The organism is Parapedobacter pyrenivorans (assembly GCF_014636865.1).
In the GTDB taxonomy this organism is placed as follows: Bacteria; Bacteroidota; Bacteroidia; order Sphingobacteriales; family Sphingobacteriaceae; genus Parapedobacter; species Parapedobacter pyrenivorans.
The window spans coordinates 2,207,451-2,229,680 of sequence record NZ_BMER01000001.1; the positions used below are offsets into that span (position 1 = coordinate 2,207,451).

Sequence of the window (22,230 nt, forward strand, 5' to 3'; positions counted from 1 at the left end):
GACGACCGTAGGCAAAGGCGCATGTGACTTTGTGACTACACGCATAAAATCGACGCTCCGTACCGGGTAGTTTTGCCTAGGATGAAAATCAACGACATATCAAACAAAATGGGCAAACAAAAATGAAAAAGTTACTGGTTTTACTTACGCTGGGGATAGCGCTGTATGCATGCTCCCAAAGCGGAAAGCAAGGTTCGGAAAATAATTCAAGGGCTTCGATTGAGCAACAACCGTCGGATTATGATCCTAATCGTGGGTTGGGAAAGTTTGACAACGTGGAAGTAGGAGACAAGTTGGATGTCGCGATGGCTAAGGATGGAAAGGTGATCGCTGACCTGAAATGCGCAAGCTGCCATAAATATACCGATGAACGCTTGGTTGGACCGGGTTGGTCCGGTGTGACCGCGAAACACCAACCGGCATGGATCATGAACTTCATTACCAACCCCGATCCCATGATTGACAAGGATCCTGAATTGCAGGCCCAGCTTGAAATCTGTTTGGTGCGTATGCCAAATCAGAACCTTTCGGACGAGGATGCTCGCAAGATCCTCGAATTCATGCGTGAGAACGATGGTGTTAAATAGCGATACTTTTTTATTAATTACCTTCAATATATCGTATAATGAAACCAAAACAATATCTCCTATGGATGGCTGCCGCAACCGCGGTATCGCTATCCTTCAGTGCATGTAGACCCAAAGGTGCGGGAAGCGCTGTCTCTGGAAATGCGGCACAACGGACGTATGTACCTCCCGGGCAGTATGACGAATTTTATACGTTCACCTCGGGCGGATTCAGCGGGCAGATGAGTGTGTATGGACTGCCCAGTGGTCGCCTGTTCCGCGTGATTCCCGTCTTCTCGGTAGATCCCGAGAAAGCATGGGGATTCAGCGAGGAAACGAAACCTATGTTGATGACATCCCATGGTTTCGTTCCTTGGGATGACCTGCACCACATCGAATCATCTTTTACCGACGGAATGCCCGATGGCAAGTGGATATTTGCCAATTCCAACAATACCCCACGTTTGGCGAGGATAGACCTCACAACTTACCGGACATCTGAGATTATTGAGATTCCCAACACGGGCGGTAATCACTGTTCACCATTTACCACTGAAAATTCGGAATATGTCATTGCGGCAACTCGCTTCAGTGTTCCACCGGATGGACCAGCCAGTGATGTGCCGATCGACTCCTACAAGGAAAATTTTAAGGGACATATTAGTTTTGTGAGCGTGGATAAAGAGACAGGCGAGTTTGATATCGCTTTCCAGTTAAAAACCCCAGGGCTGAACTTCGACTTGTCCAGTGCCGGAAAAGGCGTGTCCAATGGCTGGCTCTTTATCAGCTGCTACAACTCGGAGCAGTCCCACACGTTGTTGGAAGTCAACGCATCTCAGAATGACAAGGACTTCATCATGGCTATCAACTGGAAAAAAGCCGAAGAATATTTCAAAGCCGGAAAAGGTACAAAGCAAACCAATGTACGTTACGCACACAATAAGTATGACGAACATACCCACACAGCTACCCATGAAATCAAAACCGAAGTCACCGTACTGGACGTCGCCGATTTTGATGACTTGGCGTATTTGATACCTTGCCCGAAATCACCCCATGGCGCTGACGTGAGTCCAACAGGCGAGTATATCGTAGGTAGTGGGAAATTAGCAGCGTTGATTCCGGTATTTAGCTTTGAGAAACTGCAGAACGCCATCGGCAATAGTGACTTTGAAAGCGAGCGCTACGATGGCATTCCGGTTATGAAGTACGAATCTGCCTTGCACGGTGAAGTGGAAAAACCCGGGTTGGGCCCGTTGCACACGGAGTTTGACGACAAAGGAAACGCCTATACCTCGTTCTTCGTCTCTTCAGAAGTGGTGAAATGGGACATCAAAACACTGGAAGTCCTCGATAGGCAGCCCACCTACTATTCCGTTGGTCACCTGATGGTAGCTGGAGGAAATTCGAAAAAACCTTATGGCAAGTATTTGGTTGCTTACAACAAAATCACCAAAGACCGATTCCTGCCTACCGGACCGGAGCTCGCCCACAGTGCGCAACTGTTTGATATCAGTGGTGACAAAATGGAGCTGTTGCTCGACTTCCCGACCATCGGCGAGCCACATTATGCACAGTCATTACCAGCTGATTTGATTAAGGATAAATCGTTGAAGATATACGATATCAATAACAACAACCACCCCTTCAAGACGAATGGTGAGGCTGAGGCGCGTGTAGAGCGTGATGGAAATATTGTACGTGTATACATGACGACAATCCGTTCTCACTTGACTCCCGATGTCATCGAAGGTATACACCAGGGCGATGAGGTGTACTTCCATATAACCAATATTGAGCAAGATTGGGATATGCCACACGGATTTGCGATCAAAGGTGCGGGTAATTCGGAATTGCTGGTTATGCCCGGTGAAACGCAAACAATCAAATGGGTACCTGACCGGGTAGGCATTTTCCCATTCTATTGTACTGATTTCTGTTCGGCCTTACACCAAGAGATGTCGGGATATGTTAGGGTATCGCCCAAAGGAAGTAACGTAGCCCTTACATCCTACACAGGTAATAAATAGGGCTTTATTGCCTTAGTAAAAGTTGTTCTAATGGAGAATCATCAGCGCATAAAGTCATTGCACAGGGCCATACTCCTCATCGGTGGTATGGCGCTGCTTGCCGTCATCGCATTGCCGATATGGCGCATTGAGCTGGATGCGGCACAGTACCCCGAAGGTCTAGAATTGTTGATTTACAGCTATAAACTGGATGGGCAGGTCGATGTAATCAATGGGTTGAACCATTACATTGGGATGAAAACGCTTCATGCCGAAGATTTCATCGAATTCACGGTGCTACCCTATCTCATCGGAATTTACGGGTTGGCATTCATTGCCGTAGGACTCTTGGGCCGGCGGAAATGGCTGTATGTGTTGCTTGGGGCATTCCTGCTTTTCGGGATCGTATCCATGGTCGATTTCTGGCAGTGGTTATACAACTACGGCCACGACTTGGATCCTTCGGCACCGATCAAGGTGCCTGGTATGGCCTATCAACCGCCGATGATTGGATTCAAGCAGCTCCTCAATTTCGGTGCGTTTTCAATACCGGATATCGGAGGGTGGGTATTCATTGCCTGCGGCTTGTTATTGGCATACTGTTCGGTCACTGAATGGCGCATCGGAAACGTAAAACAAGGATCATGAAAAACATTGGATTAGTAAGGCTGCTGATTTTGGGTGTGGCGCTGGTGCTCACCATGCAAGCTTGCGGAAGTGACGGGCCAAAGCCCATCAATTACGGAAAAGATCAATGCGCTCATTGTAAAATGACCATCAGCGACGCGCGCTTCGGTAGCCAGTTGGTAACGACCAAAGGGCGTCCGTACCACTTCGACGATGTGCAATGTATGGTTGCTTTCGTAAAAGCCGGCTCGATTGCACCGGAAGACGTGTCGCGTTATTACGTGCCGGATTACGCCAATGAAAATAAGTTGTTGCCGGCGGAAGGGCTTTTCCTGTTGAGGAGCGAATCGTTGAAAAGCCCCATGCGGGGAGATGTGGCCGCATTTGCGAATGAAGCAGATCTGGAAAAAGTATGGGAAGTCCATGGCGGCGAGCGTTTGCCCTGGGAAGATCTCTGGAAGTAAGTGACGGATAAACATGACCAGGTATTTTTATGTTGTTTTCTGTGTGTTTGTTTGCCTGGCGGTAAGCGGCATGTCCTATGCCGCTACCATCCAGGTGGGCGCATCGTATCACATCAAATCCATCAACCATGCGTTGGGCTTAGTCGCTGATGGGGACACTATTCGTGTGCACGCAGGTGTCTACCGTGAAGGCAATATTGCTATCCGGAAACGTGTGGTGCTTATTGGTGTGGGTAATCCGGTGATAGACGGTGAAAAGCAGCATGAGCCGTTTTCTGTTTTTGCGCCAAACGTGACAATCAGGGGATTTACGATTAAGGCATCAGGCCGATCGTCGATACGAGATATCGCCGCGATAAAAATTTACGACACCCGCCATGCAACGATTGCGGATAATATCCTCGACGACAACTTCTTTGGTATTTATATGCAGAACGCCAAACAGTGTACCGTACGCAATAACCAGCTTACAGCATATGGAGAAACCGAACAGCTGACCGGCAACGGGATACACAGCTGGAAAAGTGACAGTCTCTACATTGCCGGTAATACCATAGTTGGTCATCGGGATGGCATATACCTGGAGTTTGTGACACGTACCGAAGTGCGGGATAACCATGCATTGCATAATCGCCGTTATGGGCTTCATTTCATGTTTTCGCACGACAATGGCTACTATGCCAATACCTTCACCGGAAACGGCGCAGGGGTAGCGGTCATGTACACCAAGCACGTTCGCATGGCGCATAATACATTCAATGAAAACTGGGGTGACGCGGCATATGGGTTGTTGCTCAAGGATATTACCGATAGTCACATCGAGCACAATGTGTTTTCCCGCAATACGACGGCGATATTGATGGAAGGCAGTAATCGGGTTCAGATGCAGCGCAACCAGTTCGAAGGGAACGGCTGGGCATTGAAGATGCAGGCCAGCTGTATGGATAACGTTGTTACGGAAAATAATTTCGTGCAGAACACCTTCGATGTCGCCACCAACGGTTCATTGGTACTCAATACGTTCGCGCGTAACTACTGGGATAAATATGAAGGCTACGATTTGGATAAGGACCACGAGGGGGATGTGCCTTTTCGGCCGGTTAGCTTGTATTCCATGGTGGTGGAGAAATTCCCGATGGCCATGTTGTTGTTCCGGAGTTTTATCGTCATGTTGCTTGATCGTACCGAGCGCGTAATACCCAGCCTCACGCCCGAAAACTTAAAGGACGATTTTCCGTTGATGAAACCCATAGACGTGTAGATTATGATTACCATCCAACACATATCCAAGCGGTTTGGAAACTTTCAGGTACTTCGCGATGTGTCGCTCAACTTGCGAGGTGGACAGTGCGTAGCGTTGATCGGACCTAACGGAAGCGGGAAGACCACCTTGATCAAAGCCATATTGGGCATGGTGATGCCGCAGTCTGGTACGGTGCTCTTCAAGGGCGAATCGGTCGGCCGGCAGTGGGAGTACCGTCGCGGAATAGGCTATATGCCACAAATCGGTCGGTATCCGGAGAATATGACCATCGGCCAGGTATTGGACATGATGAAAGATATCCGTAAAGTTCCGGAAGAAACCTTGGACCGTGACCTGTTCGAAGTCTTCGGGCTGCAAGCGATGCTGCAAAAACGCATGGGCACGCTATCGGGGGGGACGAGGCAGAAGGTCAGTGCCTGTCTGGCATTTATGTTCAACCCGGAGGTGCTCATCTTGGATGAGCCTACCGCAGGTCTTGATCCGGTGGCTACGGAATTATTGAAGGATAAGATCCTGGCCGAGAAAAGCAAAAACCGATTGATCGTCATCACGTCGCATGTACTGAGCGATTTGGATGACTTGGCGACGGAAGTCATCTATATGCACGAAGGCCGGCCGCTCTTTCACAAGTCGTTGGAGACCCTCAAGGAGGAAACCGGGGCAGATCGACTAGCCAAAGCGATCGCGAAGGTCATGGCTAATCAAGAAATGATGAAAGAGGTAATCGCATGAACAAAATCATGAAATATGTCATCGCTGACTTGCTCCGGAGCCGGGCAGTCTTGGTATATGCGGTGGTGCTGTTGGTGTTGTCGTTTAGCGTGTTCAATATCGAAGACAATGCGGACAAAGGGGTGATTAGCCTGTTGAATATCATGTTGTTTGTCGTGCCCTTGGTGAGCATTGTCTTTTCCACGGTATACTTGTATAATAGTGCGGAGTTCATTGAGTTATTGGTGAGCCAGCCGTTGAAGCGAGGAATGATATGGATGAGTGTCTTCGCGGGGCTTGCCGGCGCCTTGGGATTGGCTTTTTTGATCGGCGTAGGGATTCCCATTGTCCTGTATGCATTCACAGTTTCGGGTATGGTGCTATTGGCGTGCGGTGTCCTGCTATCGCTCGTCTTTGTATCGATAGCCATGTGGGCTGCGGTACGCATTCGCGACAAGGCGAAAGGCATCGGGCTATCGATGCTGCTGTGGTTGTATTTTGCACTGCTGTTTGATGCCTTGGTACTCTTCATCCTATTCCAGTTTTCAGACTATCCGATTGAAAATGGAATGATTGCCGTATCCATGCTCAATCCTATTGATATCAGCAGGATATTGATTTTGTTACAGGTCGATTTATCCGCGATGATGGGATACACCGGTGCCGTATTCCGGAATTTCTTTGGCACCGGATGGGGGATGGCAATCACTGGCGTCGTCCTGCTCCTTTGGCTGGTTGCCCCGATGTGGTTTTCGCTGAGGTTTTTTGATCGACGGGACCTTTAGGATAAGGACAGATTATCCTCGAATCAAATTCGAATGAATTAACAACGGAATGTCAAAAATAACGTTGATTGTAAATAAAGGACAAAAATATCCGATATTAGTAAATCATTAACAATAAACATTATAATCATGATAAAAACAGCAATATTAGATGTTACCCGGATTGAACCTCGGCTGAAACATCCGACGATTTTTGAGCACTTCGACGCGTTGGAGCAAGGAGAAAGCTTCATTATCCATAACGACCATGATCCGAAGCCGCTTTATTACCAGTTATTGGGAGAACGGGGCAATAGCTTCACATGGGAATACCTGGAGGCAGGGCCCCGGCATTGGCAAGTGCAGCTAGCCAAGCCCGCGGCCGCGGAAGAAACTGTAGGCGAGATTGCCGCCAAAGACATGCGGAAGGCTGAGGTTTTCAAGCGGCTGGGTATCGACTTTTGTTGTGGGGGTAAGCAAACCCTCAAGGAAGCAATCGATCAAGCGGGATTGACGGAGGAGCAGGTGCAAGCGGCTTTGGACCGATCGGAATCGGTGGCCGGAGGGCAAGTTACACACGATTTTGATTCCTGGGATTTGAGTTTCTTGGCGGACTACATCTACAATGTCCACCACAAGTATATCCGGGAAAGCGGGCCGATCATCGAACAGCTTGCCGAGAAAGTCGCTTCGCGTCATGGCACTTCGCATCCCGAACTTGTTGGATTGGCAAATGGCTTAAAGGGGCTCATGGACGAATTGTATAGCCATGTACAGAAGGAAGAAGGGGTACTGTTTCCGGCAATTAAAGAGCTGGCAAGTAGCGGGAGCGGACAAACAAGTATTGACATCAAAGGCCCCATTCACATGATGGAAGCCGAGCACGGGTCGGCCGGCGATGAGCTCAAGACGCTGCGGAAACTGACAAAAGACTACGAGCTTCCGGCCGATGCCTGCAATTCATATACCTATCTTTTCCAGAAGATCAAGGAATTCGAAAGCGACTTGTTCCAGCATATCCACTTGGAAAACAACATCCTGTTTCCAAAAGCCTTGAAGCTTGAAAAGGAACGCTTTAGCGGTGCGGGAACCTGGTAAGGAGGAAAAGCAATGGTGATCAACAAAAACACCCGGGTCGCTGAAGTCATCAGGGCGAACGCAGATAGCATCGCGGCAATTGCAGCGCTGGCGAAACCCTTACGCAAATTGAAGAATCCGTTGTTGCGCCGGGTGATGGCCCCGCGGGTCACGTTGGCTGAAGCAGCTGCGATTGGCGGCTGCTCCCTGGCAGCGATCCGGGCAGCGTTGGAGCCTTTGGGCTTTCAGTTTGTAGAGGAGGAATTAGCCGATAACCGTAAGGAGGAGGGAAAAGAGCAGCGTCCGGACTGGTTGGCTGCGGGGGATGAAGCTTCGGTTGCTGTTTTTGATGTACGTGAGCTGATTGAATCGGGCAATGATCCATTGAAGGCGATTGTGCAGCGTTACCGCGCATTGCCGATGGGTAACCTGCTGTGCATCATCAACACGTTTATTCCCTATCCCTTGATTAATTTGCTGGGAAAGCAAGGGGCTGAAACATTCGTGGAAACCGTGGCTGATCAGGTGTATCATACATGGTTTTTCAAGCAGGGTGTATCGGAGAGGAAGTTGGAAGCGCCTCAATCGGATCGCGTAATGATGCACGACAGCCCATCGTTCGGCCGGGTACTGGCAGCGTATAACGAGACACAACTTGTTTGGCTCGATGTCCGACACCTGTCGATGCCGCAACCGATGGAGACTATCCTCGAGACATTGCCTACGCTGGTGGCCGGCCAAGCGCTCTATGTGCTGCATAAGCGGGTACCGCTGCACCTGTTGGAAGAACTTACCGATATGGCTTATCGGACGCATATCCACGAAGCGGGGGAGGGAGACGTAAAACTGCTGATTGTAAGGCGTAGCTAGCCTTTAGTACGGGATCGTTAATCACACATCGACATGGTAGCGCTCAATATCGGAAGGGCCCCTCACCGCGTGGCTGTATTGCCGTTTTATGGCACGGGAGCCTTGTTTTTTGCCTTGCTGACCGTGCTGCTTTTCGTGGCTGCCGGTGAATTGACCGGGCATCACTTCAGTCCCCATTTGCTGGCGATTGTCCACGCCGCAGCATTGGGTTGGGGTACCATGATCATCTTCGGGGCAGCCTATCAGTTACTGCCAGTTATCTGCGAACGTGATTTGTATAGCGTACCGTTTGCTGTCGCTTCGTACGTCATGCTCACCGTTGGTGCCCTGCTGTTAGTCTGGTCATTTTGGGTATTTGAAGTCGGCGTATTGATGATTACCGGTGGTGCACTGGTCGTAGTTGCCGCCGTGCTCTATGCCATCAATACCTGTGCGACCGCAGCGCGGCAACAACGGGTCAACGTCCAGCAGGTATTCCTGGTGAGTTCGGCTTTGTGGCTGTTTATTACCGTCATCATCGGGCTGTTACTGACTATCAACCTAAGCCATACGTTCATTCCGCGCAATCACCTCGATATGCTGAAACTTCATGCGCATGCAGGGCTTGCAGGGTGGTTCCTTCAGTTGATAACCGGCGTGAGTACCAAGTTGGTACCGATGTTCCTATTGGGTAAGTCGAAACGGGAATGGCTACTTTATACCGCATTGGTACTACAGAATATCGGATTGATCTTGTTCCTCGCCGATGGTTACTTCAATCCCATCACGGCAAAAATGCTGATTTATGCAGGTATTGTCGCGTTGGGTACGTTGGCGTGGCTGATTTACCTGGCCGACGTGTACCGCAACCGCCTGCGTCGGAAAATAGAGCCGTTGATGAAGCATACGGCTATATCGTTCCTCAACTTGGCGGTGGGGTTTGTGCTACTACCGGTGGCCTTCTACTTCTCGGATAGCCGTTGGGTATCGCTGTATGGTACGTTCCTGTTCTTAGGTTGGATCACGGCCATTATCTTGGGCACGACCTTCAAAACATTGCCCTTCATTGTTTGGACCAGCCATTACCGGCACCTCACGGGCAAAGTGATCGTACCCCTGCCGAAGCAATTGTATAATGAGCGGCTTATCGGCTACCAGTTTTACCTGTATCTATCGGCATTCGTATCGCTGATTATCGGGCTGATCGCCGACTGTGCGCCGGTAGTCCGCGTTGCGCTGATTTTGTGGATGATTTTGGCGGCGGTGTATGTCGCTAATGTGGCCAAGACAATTTTTCACAAACCCATGATTACAGATGGAAATAAAACTCAATGATCCGTTTGCTGCGGAATTGGTTAAAGCGCAGACGGCACTGATGCAGGTGATTGACCCCGAACTGTACGTCAACGTCGTCGACCTGGGCTTGGTCTATGGCGTCGATTTTACCGATGCAACGAAGGTGAAGGTGACAATGACCCTATCTACGCCGGGCTGCCCCATGGGAGAAGCGATTACCGGCGGCGTGAAAAATGCGCTCACGGCCGCCTTCTCCGACCGCGAAACGGAGGTCGAGGTCGTGTGGGAGCCTCGGTGGAACTACCACATGATTACCGATGAAGGAAAAGCGCAATTGGGACTGGAATAGGGTCCGGTTTTTCGATTTATGACGTCCGTCATTTCTGCTGATGACCAACGTCATCTTGCCTGGGTATGGAACCGCTAAATTTGTACGGACGCATCGAATCGAATGCATGACGGAGTCAACTATTGAAAAAACACAAATGAATACAGCCAATCAACATACCTTTCATATACCCGTAATGGGGTTGGGATTCACGATCGATACGCCTTTGAAAGTGGCGCGGTTTGGGATATCGTCCGCGCTGTCCTTGGCGGACGACCACTTGGTGGAACAGATGCGTGAATGCCACGCAAGGGCATTCGATCGTCCCTTTAGTCCCATTTCACCTAAATCCGAAGACTATCGGGCTAAGCGGATCACGGCATACCTCAACCTGCTATACGATATTGTGGATCAGCAGGTGTGCCAGCTACGTAGCAACCGATTTGAGGCGGGTAGCGATCTCACCCGCTATTTCGAATTGCTACCGGAAGGATCGCCATTGAGAAGCGAATACCTTACCATGTGCGCCAGCAGCGGCGAAGCGCGCGACCGACTAGCCATGGGCCTTCGCGCCGCTGTGAGGGCTGGGGCGATCGATGTGAATATCATGACTAAGGTAGACAAAACCAATTACGCTCCGGATGGTACACCATTGCCGCCAGCGTATTCGGATGCATCGGCCGCATTGCGGGGGTTCGCCAGGAGCAGGCTTCGCTCGGCCGTCATTTTGTCGGCAGGATTGAATCCCCGGCTGTACAGTTATTTTGAAAATTTCGACGATTTCTTTCCGGATGAAGACGGCAGGCTTGCCAAGCGGATCATTTTGAAGGTCAGTGATTACCGATCGGCATTGATCCAAGGTAAACTGTTGGCGAAAAAGGGGCTCTGGGTGTCGGAATTCCGGATCGAGTCTGGCCTAAACTGTGGCGGGCATGCGTTCGTTAGCGACGGCGTATTGTTGGGACCAATCATGGAGGCGTTCAAAACGCAGCGTGATGCCCTGTATGGAGAATTAAAGCGGCTATGCGAGGCTGCGCTTGCCGGTAAAAGCCGGCCGGGGTTCAAAACGGATCCCCAACAGCGCATCACGGTGCAGGGCGGAATCGGTACAGCTGGCGAAGACCGCTTCTTGTTGGATTATTATCAGTTGGATGGGACCGGCTGGGGTAGCCCCTTCCTGTTGGTGCCCGAGGCCACCAATGTCGATGAAGATACGCTCCAGCAGTTAGCGAATGCGCAGCCCAGTGATTTTTACCTCAGTAATGCCTCACCGTTGGGCGTGCCGTTCCATAACTTCCGGCCGAGCAGTTCCGAGGAGCAGCGTAAATTTCGGATCGCCAAAAACCGCCCCGGCAGCCCGTGCCATAAGAAGTTCCTGTCTTTCAATACAGAGTTTACCGACAGGCCTATCTGCACAGCTTCCCGGCAGTATCAAAACCTGAAGCTCAACGAAGCGCGGATTAACAGTACCGATGAGCAGGCGTACCAAGAAGCCGCTGCCGCTATTGTGGAAAAAGACTGCCTATGTGAGGGGCTCGCTGCGCCGGCGGTGCTCGTCAACGATATGCCACCCAAGCACAACCTTAGGGCGGTAACGATATGCCCGGGCCCCAACTTGGCCTACTTCTCGAAAATAGTATCCCTGAAGGAAATGGTAGGGCATATCTATGGCAAAATCAATCTCTTGAACAATCGTTTCCGTTCAAACCTGTTCGTCAATGAGTTGCGGTTGTACATCACGTACCTAAAAAAGGAAATCGAGAAGCACCAGCACGACTTTACCGAAAAGCGAGATGCTTACTTCCGGACGTTCCGGGATAATCTCCTGCTCGGCATCGAATACTACCGATCCATCATGCCTTCGATGCAACCGTATGCCGAAACGAACATAGACGACATGAAGGCGGCCATTGCCGACGCGGAGCGCATCTTGCTTCAGCTGCCTGTTTTTTACGTTAAAAGCCAATCGTGCAGCCGCAAACCTGTCCGATAGATACAACTTCGGCCAGCTGAACCTGATCTATCGGTTCCTAACCCGTGATGATTTGTGGTTTGGTAATTTTCATGCCTGTGATATGCAAGATCAGCGTAGTTGCAACAAGTAGAAAGAAAGGTGTTTCCCAATCTCCAGCCCAGTCGTGCAATGCGCCGAATAGCGGCGGACCCGCGGCAGCGAGCGCGTATCCGAAGGATTGGGCCATGCCCGATATCCGAGCGGCATCCCGCGTGGTTCCCGTGCGGAGTACGAACCACATCATCACCAGACTGAACGCAAGGCCCGTGCCCAGGCCAAAGAGGATGACGGCCGGTATGATGAACTGCGTCCGCCACCCGATGATCAGCAATAGACTGAGAGCCAGCGTGCCCCCGACAAACCAAAGTAGGGGGGTGTGGTTCTTTAATCGCCCCGCAACGATAGGTGCTATAAAGACAACGGGGAGCTGGGTAAACTGGATGAACGAGAGCACCCAACCCGATGTTTCGGAGGCCATACCCCAATCTTGCAGTACGACTGGCAGCCACGCTACGGCGCAGTAGAAGAGTAGCGATTGAAGCCCCATGAACACGGTGATATGCCAAGCAAGCCTAGACCGCAGCATGGAGGTGTCCTTTTGGCGCTGGGCCGCGGTCTCGTCGCTCCGTGATTTTGCCTTGCTCCGCATCAGCTGTGGGATCCAAATGATGATGGCGATGAGCGCGAAAACCAACCATACACCGATGGAGCCCTGCCAACCCATACCGGTCCAATGACCAATTGCTATGCTAAAGCCCGAAGCCAATGATGCTGTAATGTTCATCGCTACGCTGTATAGGCCGGTGACCAATCCGATTTTTTGAGGAAACCATTTCTTGATAAATGGGGGAACAAGGACGTTGCCGAAGGCAATGCCGCCGCCTACGAGTGCGGTTCCGCCAAATAGCAACGCAATTGTGGATGACATCCTAACCAGTAGCCCGATGGCAATGGCCCAAATAGCTACCCAAAGTACGATTTCGATATTCCACTTTTCCGCCAGCTTGGGCGCAATCGGGGAGAGCACCGCGAAAGCCAATAGCGGGATGGTAGTGATCAGGCCGGTCAGCGTATTGGAAAGATGAAGTGCGCCCTGAATCTGCGGAACCACGGGACCTACGCTGGTAATGGGCGCTCGTAGGTTGGTTGCCAGGAAGACAATGCCAGTAAGCAAAATAAACTTACCCAAACGTGTCGTCCCTGCTGTTTCTTCTTTCGTCATATCACATATCTCCCGATGCTGTGCCGGCGAAAGTAGTGTTAATTCGCTTGATGTTAATGGCGAATGCGCATTTTGACAATGGTATTATCGATCGGTCCACCATAAGTTATTCACACGGCGGCTGTATTGTGGATATCTATTCCTTGCGGATTGTGCGTATGGTCATAACGCCTAGCGAAGATGGGAGCTAGTTTTGTATATGCAAATGTTTTATATATGGAAAAATATGTCATCAAACGAAGCGGGGCCTATGAGTCGTTCAAGCCTTACAAGATAAGCGATGCCATAAAAAAGGCATTCGAAAGTGTATCCCAGCAGCCGGAGGGAGCGGTGTACAACGCCGTGATGGAGTTGCTGGCACATCAAGATACGTGGGCCGTGGAGGAAATACAGGATTATATCGAGAAAGTGCTCCACCATCGGCAGCACTTTGAAGTGATGCGTTCCTTCATGCTGTATCGGCATACGCGGAAACTCCAGCGCGAACACCTGTATGGGTTAAGTGAAGCCACGACGTATATCGATAGCTCGCAAACCATTGAAGAGTATATCGGCAGGACCGATTGGCGCATCAATGCTAACGCGAACGTTTCTTACTCCAGTGCCGGGCTCGTGAACAATACCGCGGGAAAAGTAATAGCCAATTATTGGTTAGACAAGGTGTATAGCAAGGAGGAGGGGTATGCACATCGGAATGGCGATATCCATATCCACGATTTGGATTGCCTGACGGGCTATTGTGCCGGATGGAGCCTGCGCGTATTGCTCAATGAGGGTTTCAACGGCGTACGCGGACGGGTAGAAAGCCGGCCGCCATCCCATTTTCGCGCGGCATTGGGGCAGCTAGCTAATTTCCTAGGCATCTTACAGAGTGAATGGGCCGGGGCACAGGCATTTAGTTCGTTTGATACGTACTTGGCGCCCTACGTGTTTAAGGATCAATTACCCTTTCGCGAGGTATTGAAGGCCATCCGCAGTTTCGTATATAATGTCAATGTGCCGGCGCGCTGGGGCCAGTCGCCATTCACGAATATTACGCTGGATTGGAATGTGCCGGAGGATCTGAAGGAACAGGTACCGACAAAAGGGGATGCCCACCTCTTCACGGGTTTGAAGGACGAGGAATTGATCCAACTTGCCCAACAGCGCGGCGTGACTGCGTTGGAAGACCTATGCTATAAACATTTTCAGCCGGAAATGGACATGATAAACAAGGCGTATTATATCGTCATGACAGAAGGCGACGCCAACGGGCAACCGTTTACGTTTCCCATTCCAACAGTCAACATTACCGAAGATTTCGACTGGGAGAGTGAAAATGCGCTGTTGCTCTTTGAGAATACGGCCAAAATCGGGTCTTCTTATTTCCAGAACTTCGTCGGAAGCCAGTATTTGCTGGACGCGTCGGGCAACCGAGTGGAAAATCCCGAGGCGTATAAGCCCAACGCAGTACGAAGCATGTGCTGTCGGTTGCAGCTCGATTTGCGGGAATTGTTGAAGCGGGGAAACGGATTGTTCGGCAGTGCTGAAATGACTGGAAGCATCGGCGTTGTGACGATCAATATGGCGCGTCTGGGCTACCTGTACAAAGGCGATGAGACCGGATTGTACCGGCGATTGGACCATTGGTTGGCTATCGCGAAATCGACGTTGGAGAAGAAGCGGAAATTTGTCCAGGATTTGTATGATCGTGGCTTGTATCCCTATACCAAGCGTTATTTGTCGCATTTCCGTAACCATTTCTCCACGATCGGTGTCAATGGTACGAATGAAATGATCCGGAATTTTTCAGCGGATCGCGCCGATATTGTCTCCGAAGGCGGAATCACTTTCGCCACTGCCATCCTCGAACATATCCGCATGCGCATGCGGGAATTCCAGGAAGATACGGGCAATCTGTATAACCTGGAGGCCACGCCAGCCGAAGGCACAACATACCGTTTTGCCAAGGAAGACAAGAAGCGCTTTCGGGAGATCCTGCAAGCGGGGCAAGGCGAGAACATTTACTATACCAATAGTTCGCAGTTGCCCGTAGACTATACCGAAGACCCGTTTGAAGCCCTGCTTTTGCAGGACGATTTGCAATGCAAGTACACCGGAGGCACGGTGTTGCACTTGTATATGAGTGAGCGCATCAGCTCGCCGGAAGCCTGTCGGAATTTCGTGCGTACAGTAATCAATAACTTCAAACTGCCTTATATCACCGTTACGCCGGTATTCAGTATTTGTCCTAAACACGGGTATCTCGATGGCGAGCATACGTATTGCCCGAAATGCGATGACTTGATTTTAACAACTTATCAAAATTTAGTATGTGATGAATATACAACAGCAACATGACCTGATATTGCAGCAATATCAGGAAAAACGTAACAAATGTTTGGTTTACACCCGGGTGATGGGCTACCACCGCCCCGTAGAGAGTTTCAATGTCGGAAAGAAAGGGGAGCATCGGCAACGCACGCATTTTACCGAAAGAAGTGCCAACGCCCATCTATAGCATTACCCCGTTTACATTATTGGATTACCCAGGCAAAACAGCCTGCATTCTTTGGTTTGCAGGCTGTAATATGCGTTGTACATATTGTTACAATCCGGATATCGTGTTGGGTAAAGGCGTTGTGTCCATAATGGAGGCACTAACGTTTCTCCGGTCGCGCAAAGGATTATTGCAGGGTATAGTGTTGAGTGGGGGGGAATGTACCTTGCATCCCACGGTTTTCCCGTTGCTTGAAACGGCCAAGGAATATGGTTTTGACGTGAAGATAGACACAAACGGTTCGCGGCCAAAGGTGCTGGAAAGGCTGATTGCCCGCCGACTTGTCGATTACATCGCCCTTGATTTCAAGGCGCTGGAACATCGCTATCAGGCAATTACCGAATCGACGCTATTTCCCGAATTCGCCGAGAGCCTGTCGTTGCTCAATTGCTCCAGCGTGCCGTTTGAGCTACGTACCACGGTACACAGTGAATTGATTACACGCGATGACCTGCGGGCGATGGTCGGCTTCCTACAGCAGCATGCATATAGCGGCCCATATTATATACAGCATTATGTAAACGGCGTGCCTGTGCTTGGCAAGTTATGTCGGTCCATAAAATATGCGCATTTTTCGGAGCTATCGGTCGATGGCATAGCGGTGGTGGAGCGCGGCTAAAAAAAAAGCCCCAACTACCTTTAGGGTGCTGGGGCTGTTTATATTGTTAAGATGGGCTTTTACTTGCTCAGGTACATTGACTTCTTTGCAACCATTTCCCTGAAAAACGGGTCGTCCAAATCCTTGATGAAACGAATGGCCTCCCCAGTGGATTTCATCTCGGGACCGAGCTGTTTATCAACATCCGGGAATTTATCGAACGAAAATATCGGCTCTTTAATAGCATAGCCTTTCAGTTTACGCGCGATGGTAAAGTCTTTCAGCTTATTGGTACCGAGCATGACCTTGGTGGCGATATTTACGTAGGGGACATCATAGGCCTTGGCAATGAAGGGAACGGTCCGGGAAGCCCTTGGATTGGCCTCGATGACGTATACCTTTTCATCCTTTATGGCAAACTGGATGTTGAGTAGACCACGTACGTTAAGTGCCTTGGCAAGCTTGATGGTATATTCCGCCATTTTTTCCTGCACATTTTCAGACAGACTGAATGGTGGGAGCACGGCACTTGAGTCGCCGGAATGGATTCCCGCAGGTTCGATATGCTCCATCATTCCAATGATGTGCACATCGTCACCGTCACTGATAGAATCAGATTCGGCCTCTTCGGCGCGGTCGAGGAAATGATCGATGAGCACGCGGTTACCCGGCAGGTTGCGCAGCAGTTTCACAACCGCCGTCTCGAGTTCTTCGTCATTGATAACGATGCTCATGCGTTCGCCGCCAAGTACATAGCTTGGCCGTACGAGCACAGGATAACCTACATTCTTGGCCACCTCGAGCGCTTCTTCGGCACTTTCCGCTACGCCGTATTTTGGGTAGGGGATATCCAGTGATTTAAGCAGGTCGGAGAAACGGCCGCGGTCTTCCGCTAGATCCATATCCTGGAAGGACGTACCGATAATCCGGATACCGTTGGATTCGAGCTGCTCAGCCATCTTCAATGCGGTCTGTCCACCCAGTTGAACGATTACCCCCACCGGTTTTTCCAGTTCGATGATTTCACGTACGTGCTCCCAATAGACCGGCTCGAAATAGAGCTTGTCGGCCATGTTGAAATCGGTGGATACCGTTTCAGGATTGCAATTGACCATGATGGACTCGTAGCCGGCTTCTTTAGCAGCTAACAGGCCATGTACACAGGAATAGTCGAATTCGATGCCTTGGCCAATCCGGTTGGGACCCGATCCGAGTACAATGATTTTCTTCCTATCGGATGCGATCGATTCGTTTTCTTCTTCAAAAGTCGAGTAGTAGTAGGGTGTTTGCGCTGGAAACTCGGCAGCGCAGGTATCTACCATCTTGTATACCCTTCGGATACCCAGCTCCTTGCGTCGGTTATAAACCTCATCTTCGGTTACATTGCCGAGCAGCCACGCTATTTGTTCATCGGAGTACCCCTTTTGTTTCAATGTAATGAAGAAATCCTTGGGGATGTTGTTCAGTTGATAACGCCGTAATTCAGTTTCTAAGGTTACCAACTCCTGGATTTGCTGTAAGAACCATTTATCGATGTGGGTTGCTTTGCGAATAGATTCCAGTGGGACGCCAAGCTCAAACGCATCCTTGATGTGGAAGAGGCGATCACTGCTCGGGTGTTCGAGGCTATACATGATTTCCTCCAGATTGCGTAATTGTTTGCCGTCGGCGCCGAGGCCATGGCGACCGATTTCTAAGCTCTGGCAGGCCTTCTGCAATGCTTCGATGAAGGTACGGCCGATGGCCATCACTTCGCCGACCGACTTCATCTGTAGCCCGAGTTCGCGGTTGGCACCCTTGAACTTTGCAAAATTCCAACGGGGCACTTTCACAATCACATAATCGAGCGTGGGCTCAAAATAGGCCGACGTGGTTTTCGTAATCTGATTTTCGATTTCATCCAAGTTGTAGCCGATCGCGAGCTTCGATGCAATCTTGGCGATAGGGTACCCGGTTGCTTTGGAAGCCAATGCAGATGAGCGTGACACCCGTGGGTTGATTTCGATGGCGATAATATCTTCATTTTCCGGGTTGACGGAAAACTGTACGTTGCATCCACCGGCGAAATTACCGATAGCGCGCATCATTTTAATGGCTTGGTTGCGCATCTCCTGGTAGCAGCGGTCGCTCAAGGTCATACCGGGTGCTACGGTAATGGAGTCGCCAGTATGGATACCCATCGGATCAAAGTTTTCGATGGTACAGATGATGATGACATTGTCATTACCATCACGCAGCAACTCCAACTCGAATTCTTTCCAGCCTAATACCGCTTGTTCTACCAACACTTCGTGGGTAGGCGATGCCTGCAACCCGCGACTGAGCGCGGCTTCGAAATCTTCTTTTTTATGCACAAAGCCGCCGCCGGTACCACCCAGGGTGTACGATGGGCGGATCACCAATGGAAATCCGATATTCTGGGCCGCCTCTTTGCCCTCAAGGAATGAGTTCGCTATTTTTGAAGGAGCTACGCCGACACCGATATCGACCATCAATTGACGGAATGCTTCCCGGTTTTCGGTTTTTTCAATGGCGGCCACATCCACACCGATAACCTGGACATTGTATTTTTCCCAAATTCCCCGTTCGGATGCCTCAATGCACAAGTTAAGTGCGGTCTGCCCACCCATGGTGGGAAGTACAGCATCTATTTGCTGTTCCTGTAGGATTTGTTCAATACTTTCGCAAGTCAAAGGCAGTAAGTACACATGGTCGGCAATCACCTTGTCGGTCATGATGGTCGCCGGATTGGAGTTGATGATGGATACTTCGATCCCTTCCTCCTTGAGCGAGAGGGCAGCCTGTGACCCCGAATAGTCAAATTCACAGGCCTGTCCGATGACGATGGGACCTGAACCGATAATTAAAACCGAATTGATGGAAGTGTTTCTGGGCATTATATGGTGAAAAACGTTAATAATTTTCAACGATACGCTTGATGTCAAAACAGCGGGAAAGCCTGGGATAAATCGGGAGGATATTCCGACTGTTTTGTCGGAGTGCAAAGGTATGTTTTTTTCATGTAATAATTGGTTAATAATTTCAGATAACAGTTTAATCTGTATTAAGCCCTTTTTCCACTACCTGTTTTTAGGTATTTTTTCTTATTTGTTTAAATAATTTTTTGCTAACCAAGGAATGTTTTACTTTTGGGCGTTGAAAAATCAAAAAGATAAAACTATGAAAATTAAATTGACATTAATGGCTGTATTTGCGGCATTCGCATTGACAGCGTCTGCACAGACTGATTACAAAAACTCCATCGGTCTGCGTCTCGGTTCCGGTTATTATGATGTTGTTGCTGCTGCTTTCAAGACATTTATCAGCCAACCGGCCGCGTTGGAGTTTGATTTAGGTGTCCGTCCCTATTCCGTAGGTGGAATGAAATGGACAAACCTTTCCTTGTCTGGAGCTTATCAACACCATTTCCCTATTGGTGATATTGAAGGATTCAAATGGTTCGTAGGCGGTGGTCTCGTCTTATCTAACACGTTTTCTGATTTTGATGACAGGAGCGGATTTAATGCTGGTATTTTCCCTACAGGAGGTGTGGATTACAAGTTGAAAAACGCACCTTTTGCTTTTTCGGCTGATATCCGGCCTACAATAACGATTGTAAGTGGCTATGACTACTACAATAGCTTCTATGCGAACGGTGGCTTAACGGCTCGCTACGTATTTTAGTAAGCGGTTTATTCCGTAAAGTAATTGCCATTGGTTGAAGAAGCCAATGGCAATTTTTATGTTTGTAGATGGTGAAACGTGAAAATCAGTTGATCAAAATAGCGGTTGTGGGCCCCGAGTCGACGGGTAAATCGACTGTCGGCGAACGCTTAGCCCGGGATTACGACACCGTATGCGTACCGGAATATGCGCGTGAATATTGCCGCAACCTCAATCGGGAATATACGCAACAGGATGAAATGAATATGTTTTATGGGCAATTGGCACTAGAGCGGAGCCTCATGCCCCTGGCTCAGCATAACCTCCTGATCTGCGACACGATGTTCCTTACCATCAAGATTTGGTGCGATCACCTCTTTGGATACACGCCCGAAGAGGTACATGAGGCATTGAAAATACAGCAATATGATTTTTTTCTATTGATGGACATTGACCTGCCTTGGGAGGATGACCCCATGCGTGATTTTCCGCAGTTGAGGAAGCATTTCATGCAGGTATGGCATCACGAATTACAGGCAATCGATGCCAAGTATGAAGTCATATCCGGGTTGGGAGCGGATAGATTTCAGAACGCTTTGGGAGCCGTTCAGCAATACCTGTCAAGTAAAAAAAGCCGCGGATAGCGGCTCTCTCATTAAATTTTGCAGCCAGTATCTGGGGCTTAATACCGGTAGTGCTCCGGCTTGTACGGACCTTCTACCGGAACGCCGATATATTCGGCTTGATGACTATCCAGTGTATCCAACTCCACACCAATTTTGGCGAGGTGCAGCCGGGCTACTTTTTCGTCGAGGAATTTGGGAAGCGTATATACTTTATTCTCGTAGTTTTCGCTGTTGGCCCACAACTCAATTTGAGCAAGCGTCTGGTTGGTGAACGAATTACTCATTACGAAAGAGGGATGTCCGGTGGCGCAACCCAAGTTAACCAAACGACCCTCCGCCAATAGGATGACGTCTTTGCCATCAATGGTATATTTATCTACCTGAGGTTTGATTTCCACTTTGGTGTGCCCGTAATTGTTGTTGAGCCAGGCCACGTCGATCTCATTGTCGAAATGGCCAATGTTGCAGACCACGGCTTTGTCTTTCATGGCTTTGAAGTGGTCGCCGCGAACGATGTCTCGGTTACCAGTAGTCGTTACGACAATGTCGGCTTCTTTGACCGCCGTAGCGAATTTCTTCACTTCATAGCCTTCCATGGCAGCTTGTAATGCGCAGATTGGATCGATTTCGGTAACGATGACACGTACGCCGGCGCTGCTTAGCGATTCGGCGGAACCTTTGCCTACGTCTCCATATCCCGCAACTACGGCAACCTTTCCAGCTAGCATGAGATCCGTAGCCCGGCGGATGGCGTCAACCAGCGATTCGCGGCATCCATACTTGTTGTCAAATTTGGATTTGGTGACCGAGTCATTCACATTGATAGCCGGAAGATGCAAGGTGCCGTTTTTCATGCGCTCATACAGCCGGTGCACGCCGGTTGTGGTTTCTTCGGAAAGCCCTTTGATTCCGTCGATCAATTCGGGGTATTTATCAAAGACCATGTTGGTGAGGTCGCCACCATCGTCTAAGATCATATTGAGCGGCTGGCGCTCTTCGCCGAAGAACAGTGTCTGCTCGATACACCAGTTAAACTCGTCCTCACTCATGCCCTTCCAAGCATATACCGGTATGCCTGCAGCGGCAATCGCTGCAGCAGCGTGGTCTTGCGTGGAAAAGATATTGCAGGAAGACCAAGTAACGTCGGCACCCAGTTCAATAAGTGTTTCGATGAGCACGGCCGTTTGAATGGTCATGTGCAGGCAGCCTGCAATGCGGGCTCCCTTCAAAGGCTTTGAGGCCCCAAACTCTTCCCGCAGGGCCATGAGGCCGGGCATTTCGGCTTCGGCCAGTTCAATTTCCTTACGGCCCCATTCGGCGAGGCTGATATCCTTTACTTTATACGGAGTGTAAGCGGTGTCTATTGATGACATGGTATAATAAACTTATATGAATAAATCGACGACAAAGATACAGCTTTAGCAGCGGATTTTCCAAATCGGGATATTTGGCTGGCCGTGATATTGTTCGGTCAGCAACGCTTGGATTGGCTGCGCAGGTTCTTCTCCTACCGTATTACAGGGAAAAACCGGAGGATAGTCCCCTAAGATACGAGTGATATCAAGTTGTCCTTCAATTAATATCCAGTATCTATACAGTACTAAAAGCTGGAT

Annotated in this window: 20 protein-coding genes; 17 read left to right on the plus strand and 3 right to left on the minus strand. The window is 49.8% G+C overall.

Annotated elements, in window-relative coordinates:
* Positions 1 to 122: 122 nt before the first annotated feature.
* The 12 genes from IEV98_RS08665 to IEV98_RS08715 all read left to right on the plus strand — a co-directional run bounded on the left by IEV98_RS08665 (position 123) and on the right by IEV98_RS08715 (position 11,948).
* The gene (locus IEV98_RS08665; protein ID WP_188505458.1) at positions 123 to 587 is read left to right on the plus strand and encodes a c-type cytochrome; all 465 of its coding nucleotides are present in this window, start codon (positions 123 to 125) and stop codon (positions 585 to 587) included.
* A 38-nt stretch (positions 588 to 625) separates the two neighbouring features.
* A complete protein-coding gene (nosZ, locus tag IEV98_RS08670; protein WP_188505459.1) occupies positions 626 to 2,596 on the plus strand; it encodes a Sec-dependent nitrous-oxide reductase in 1,971 nt (656 codons plus the stop codon).
* 30 nt (positions 2,597 to 2,626) lie between these two features.
* Positions 2,627 to 3,223, plus strand: a complete 597-nt coding sequence (locus IEV98_RS24440) for a hypothetical protein (RefSeq protein ID WP_229738635.1) — start codon at positions 2,627 to 2,629, stop codon at positions 3,221 to 3,223.
* Positions 3,220 to 3,666 (plus strand): nitrous oxide reductase accessory protein NosL, encoded by a 447-nt coding sequence (locus IEV98_RS24445; protein ID WP_229738636.1) that lies wholly within the window; start codon positions 3,220 to 3,222, stop codon positions 3,664 to 3,666. The genes IEV98_RS24440 and IEV98_RS24445 overlap by 4 nt, the downstream gene beginning before the upstream one ends.
* A 13-nt stretch (positions 3,667 to 3,679) precedes the next feature.
* Complete coding sequence (locus IEV98_RS08680) at positions 3,680 to 4,927, plus strand: nitrous oxide reductase family maturation protein NosD (RefSeq protein WP_188505460.1); 1,248 nt, start codon at positions 3,680 to 3,682, stop codon at positions 4,925 to 4,927.
* A 3-nt stretch (positions 4,928 to 4,930) separates the two neighbouring features.
* Entirely contained in the window at positions 4,931 to 5,662 is a 732-nt protein-coding gene (locus IEV98_RS08685) for an ABC transporter ATP-binding protein (RefSeq protein WP_188505461.1), read from the plus strand.
* Positions 5,659 to 6,426, plus strand: coding sequence for an ABC transporter permease (locus IEV98_RS08690; protein ID WP_188505462.1), 768 nt, complete (start codon positions 5,659 to 5,661; stop codon positions 6,424 to 6,426). The genes IEV98_RS08685 and IEV98_RS08690 overlap by 4 nt, the downstream gene beginning before the upstream one ends.
* 129 nt (positions 6,427 to 6,555) lie before the next feature.
* On the plus strand, positions 6,556 to 7,503 hold the full coding sequence (gene ric / locus IEV98_RS08695; protein WP_188505463.1) for an iron-sulfur cluster repair di-iron protein: 948 nt from the start codon (positions 6,556 to 6,558) through the stop codon (positions 7,501 to 7,503).
* Positions 7,504 to 7,515: 12 nt separating this feature from the next.
* Complete coding sequence (locus tag IEV98_RS08700; protein WP_188505464.1) at positions 7,516 to 8,352, plus strand: DUF2249 domain-containing protein; 837 nt, start codon at positions 7,516 to 7,518, stop codon at positions 8,350 to 8,352.
* 33 nt (positions 8,353 to 8,385) lie between these two features.
* Positions 8,386 to 9,666, plus strand: a complete 1,281-nt coding sequence (locus IEV98_RS08705; RefSeq protein ID WP_188505465.1) for a hypothetical protein — start codon at positions 8,386 to 8,388, stop codon at positions 9,664 to 9,666.
* Positions 9,647 to 9,976 (plus strand): metal-sulfur cluster assembly factor, encoded by a 330-nt coding sequence (locus IEV98_RS08710; RefSeq protein ID WP_188505466.1) that lies wholly within the window; start codon positions 9,647 to 9,649, stop codon positions 9,974 to 9,976. The genes IEV98_RS08705 and IEV98_RS08710 overlap by 20 nt, the downstream gene beginning before the upstream one ends.
* Positions 9,977 to 10,112: 136 nt before the next feature.
* Positions 10,113 to 11,948 carry a hypothetical protein gene (locus tag IEV98_RS08715; RefSeq protein WP_188505467.1) on the plus strand — a complete coding sequence of 612 codons (1,836 nt, stop codon included), beginning with the start codon at positions 10,113 to 10,115 and terminating at the stop codon, positions 11,946 to 11,948.
* 37 nt (positions 11,949 to 11,985) lie between these two features.
* On the opposite strand, the gene IEV98_RS08720 is transcribed toward IEV98_RS08715, so the two are convergent.
* Positions 11,986 to 13,191 carry a CynX/NimT family MFS transporter gene (locus IEV98_RS08720; RefSeq protein ID WP_188505468.1) on the minus strand — a complete coding sequence of 402 codons (1,206 nt, stop codon included), beginning with the start codon at positions 13,189 to 13,191 and terminating at the stop codon, positions 11,986 to 11,988.
* A gap of 216 nt (positions 13,192 to 13,407) precedes the next feature.
* On the opposite strand from IEV98_RS08720, the gene IEV98_RS08725 reads away from it, so the two are divergent.
* From IEV98_RS08725 to IEV98_RS08735, 3 genes are read left to right on the plus strand one after another with little or no spacing between them, the layout of a single operon-like run.
* Entirely contained in the window at positions 13,408 to 15,531 is a 2,124-nt protein-coding gene (locus IEV98_RS08725) for a ribonucleoside triphosphate reductase (protein ID WP_188505469.1), read from the plus strand.
* The gene (gene nrdD, locus IEV98_RS24580) at positions 15,509 to 15,691 is read left to right on the plus strand and encodes an anaerobic ribonucleoside-triphosphate reductase (RefSeq protein ID WP_188505470.1); all 183 of its coding nucleotides are present in this window, start codon (positions 15,509 to 15,511) and stop codon (positions 15,689 to 15,691) included. Before IEV98_RS08725 ends, nrdD begins: the two co-directional genes overlap by 23 nt.
* Complete coding sequence (locus IEV98_RS08735) at positions 15,621 to 16,349, plus strand: anaerobic ribonucleoside-triphosphate reductase activating protein (RefSeq protein ID WP_188505471.1); 729 nt, start codon at positions 15,621 to 15,623, stop codon at positions 16,347 to 16,349. The genes nrdD and IEV98_RS08735 overlap by 71 nt, the downstream gene beginning before the upstream one ends.
* Before the next feature lie 59 nt (positions 16,350 to 16,408).
* On the opposite strand, the gene carB is transcribed toward IEV98_RS08735, so the two are convergent.
* Positions 16,409 to 19,225, minus strand: coding sequence for a carbamoyl-phosphate synthase large subunit (carB, locus tag IEV98_RS08740; protein ID WP_188505472.1), 2,817 nt, complete (start codon positions 19,223 to 19,225; stop codon positions 16,409 to 16,411).
* Between the two features lie 283 nt (positions 19,226 to 19,508).
* On the opposite strand from carB, the gene IEV98_RS08745 reads away from it, so the two are divergent.
* Entirely contained in the window at positions 19,509 to 20,012 is a 504-nt protein-coding gene (locus tag IEV98_RS08745) for a hypothetical protein (RefSeq protein ID WP_188505473.1), read from the plus strand.
* Positions 20,013 to 20,080: 68 nt separating this feature from the next.
* Complete coding sequence (locus IEV98_RS08750) at positions 20,081 to 20,635, plus strand: AAA family ATPase (protein WP_188505474.1); 555 nt, start codon at positions 20,081 to 20,083, stop codon at positions 20,633 to 20,635.
* Positions 20,636 to 20,673: 38 nt separating this feature from the next.
* On the opposite strand, the gene ahcY is transcribed toward IEV98_RS08750, so the two are convergent.
* Positions 20,674 to 21,990 carry an adenosylhomocysteinase gene (ahcY, locus tag IEV98_RS08755; RefSeq protein ID WP_188505475.1) on the minus strand — a complete coding sequence of 439 codons (1,317 nt, stop codon included), beginning with the start codon at positions 21,988 to 21,990 and terminating at the stop codon, positions 20,674 to 20,676.
* Between the last annotated feature and the right edge of the window lie 240 nt (positions 21,991 to 22,230).